The 3,122-nt window shown below is 47.1% G+C and carries 2 protein-coding genes; both read left to right on the top strand.

Annotation, left to right across the window (positions count from 1 at the left end; genetic code table 11):
• The first annotated feature begins 270 nt into the window (after positions 1 to 270).
• Positions 271 to 753 (top strand): FKBP-type peptidyl-prolyl cis-trans isomerase, encoded by a 483-nt coding sequence (locus ACTHUE_RS14175; RefSeq protein WP_003683125.1) that lies wholly within the window; start codon positions 271 to 273, stop codon positions 751 to 753.
• Positions 754 to 970: 217 nt separating this feature from the next.
• Positions 971 to 3,122, top strand: a 2,152-nt coding sequence (gene malQ, locus ACTHUE_RS14170; protein ID WP_440423799.1) for a 4-alpha-glucanotransferase, incomplete at its 3' end; no start/stop codon positions are given.

Raw genomic sequence — 3,122 nt, 5'->3', positions numbered from 1 at the left:
GTATTCAATAGCTTGATTATTTTTAACTGTTGTTGGATTTAAGGGTTTGGAATGTTTTTGCGTTTGGGGATTTTTTTGTAATTTAGCAACTTTGTGTTGTGAAAAAGCAACTTTTATGGATTGGAATCATTCAATTTTGTTTTTTATATGGACTTTTTCGGTTTTGTTGTGTTCACCAAAAGTATTTGTTTAAGGTAAACCGATTGTTTAGTTACAGCTGTGATAGAATAGCCTGAACTTGACTTTTAAATATTGATTAAGGATGACATGATGTCTATTGTTAAAAATTCCGTAGTTTCCCTGCATTATGAAATGTACGATGCAAACAACCAGTTGTTGGACAAAACCGAAGAGCCGATTGCTTACCTGCATGGCGGTTATGACGGTATTTTCCCTTTAGTGGAAGAAGCGTTGCACGGCAAAAATGTAGGCGATACCGTTGAAGTGGCTTTGTCGCCTGATGATGCCTTCGGCGAGCAAGATCCTGAACTGGTACGCATTGAAGATGTAAGCGTATTTCCTGTTGAAGTTGAAGTCGGCATGATGTTTGAAGCCGATGATCCGGAAACCGGCGATGTATTGATTTATCGTGTAACCGATGTTGCCGACGGTAAAGCCGTAGTGGATGGCAACCATCCTTTGGCCGGTATGAAAGTATTGTTCAAGGCGACCGTTGAAGGTGTGCGCGATGCGACCGAGGAAGAAATTGCCCATGGTCACGTACATGGCCCGCACGGTCATCACCACCACTAATCAGGCTTGAAGCATGATAAAGGCCGTCTGAAAAGGAATGAAACCTTCCTTTTCAGACGGCCTTTAAGTTTTTACAAGACAGATAAATAGGAAATTTTGGCGCAGGTCAAATCAAACAGGGAAATATGGATTTTGTTAGAGACTACAATAAACTACATGTAACGGTGCAACAAGATCTGTATTAAGATTCAGATATTGGTAAAACAGGCAGAGTGCAATGAGTGAGACATTGGAGCAGCAGGCCGTAGAGGCCGGTATTGATTTAGGCTACCACGACATCAACGGTATATATCATGCGACCAAACCTGAAGTTTTGGAATCGATCGTTGCTGTTTTGGACAAAAGCAAACCGGATTCAGACGGCCTTTATCTGAATACGATGATCGTGCATGAAAACGGCGAAGAATCTTTACAGATGCCGTCTGAATTTCATGGTGCAGAAGCGGTTGTATTGATTGATGAGGCGGATGAGTGCCAGAACTTGACTTTATATCCGGGCGACAACGATACGCTTTGGATTAAGCTGCCCCAACTGGCTTGCGGTTATTACACCTTGTCGGCCGAGACCGGCGGCAAATGTCGCCTTGTGCGCCTGATTGTTGCGCCTGAATCGGTTTATCAGCCTAAACTGCTTGCCAATGGCGGTCGGATGAATGGTTTGACCATGCATTTGTACAGCCTACGTTCCGAGCGCAACTGGGGCATAGGCGATTTTACCGATTTGCTGAACCTGATGAAATATGCAGCAGAGAAAAAGCTGGACTTTGTCGGTATCAACCCTTTGCACGCCTTGTTTACCAGCAAGCCTGCCTTTGCCAGTCCGTATAGCCCTTCTTCGCGTGAATGGCTCAATCCGATTTATTTGGATATCGAGAAAGTCGGTGCGTTTACTTATAACGAGCAACTGAAAAACTGGTTGGCACAACCGAAAATCCGTCAGCGCATTGCCGCTTTGCGTGTTACGGAAACGGTGACTTATACGGCGGTTTGGGTATGCAAGCGTGATGCACTGCACATGGCGTTTAACGCGTTTGAACAAGATACTTGCGAAGCTGCGGTAAATGAACGTGCTGCATTTGAATCGTTTGTGGTGGAAAAAGGCAAAGCCTTACAGGGCTTCGGTTTGTTTGAGGTTTTGGACCAGTATTACAGCCGTCCTGGACAAGTGGGTTGGCAGTCGTGGCCGTCTGAATTTCATCAGCCCAATGGCGAAGCAGTAGAAAAATTCGCGCGCAGTCATGCGCGGGAAATCCGTTTTTATATGTGGCTGCAATGGCTTTGCGCGGAGCAGTTGCAAGAAGTCAACCAAGCCGCTGCCGAATACGGTGTCAAACTCGGTATTTACGGCGATTTGGCAGTCGGCGTGGCGCGCGGAAGCGCAGATACTTGGTTAAACCGTCAAGATTATTGTATGGACGTATCGGTCGGTGCGCCGCCCGATCCTTTGGGGCCGACCGGGCAGAATTGGAATTTGCCGCCGCTTAATCCGTCGATGTTGAAGCATACGGGCTATGAAAAGTTTGCCCATCTGTTGCGCGAAAACATGCGCCTGTATGGCGTGTTGCGGATTGACCATGTGATGGCATTGTGTCGTTTGTGGTGGGTTTTAAACGATAAAACAGCAGATTTCGGCGCGTATGTGCATTACGATGCCGAAGTGACTTTTGCCATTTTGGCATTGGAAAGCCAGCGCAACCGTTGCGTCATCATCGGCGAAGATTTGGGTACGGTACCCGATCAAGCGCGTTATCTGCTCAACCGCTATCATGTGTTCTCCTACAAAGTGATGTATTTCAGCAAGGGCTGGAACGGTTTTCAATTACCTGAAGAATACCCCGAGCAGGCGATTACGGTCATCAGTACCCACGATGTCGCGCCCTTGGCAGGTTATTGGACAGGCAAAGATTTGGATACGATGTTCAAACTCGGTACTTTGCCAGATGCAGCCGCTTTTCAGACGGCCTTGGATGAGCGCGAACACGATAAAGCCGATTTGCTGGATAAATTGAAATATACCGGCTGTCTGGGTGCAGACGTACAAATGCCGGCAAAGGCCGATGAAACCTTGCTGGCGGCTTTGCACAAATACGGCGCATTGAGCCGCAGCAAGCTTTACGCCGTACAACTGGAAAACCTGCTGGGCGTCATTGACAATCTGAATGTCCCGGGTGTAACCGAAGGCTATCCGAACTGGGCGCAAAAAATGCCGGTTTCTTTGGAAGATTTCCTACAACACCGCCTTATGGGCGGCCAACTTGCCATTATTGACGAGGTACGCATGAAAACAAACAGCCAAATCAAGACTTATCATGAACTTGACCAAATCGAGCGCGATACGGTCGAAAGCCTGTTTCTTGCCACCCATAGCG

The organism is Neisseria sp. P0021.S005, from assembly GCF_051956955.1.
This window is presented reverse-complemented; position numbering and strand designations above follow the sequence as displayed.

Bases quoted from the DNA above. Each gene is read 5' to 3' on its own strand.
- ACTHUE_RS14175 (WP_003683125.1), top strand. From the start codon at position 271: ATGTCTATTGTTAAAAATTCCGTAGTTTCCCTGCATTATGAAATGTAC.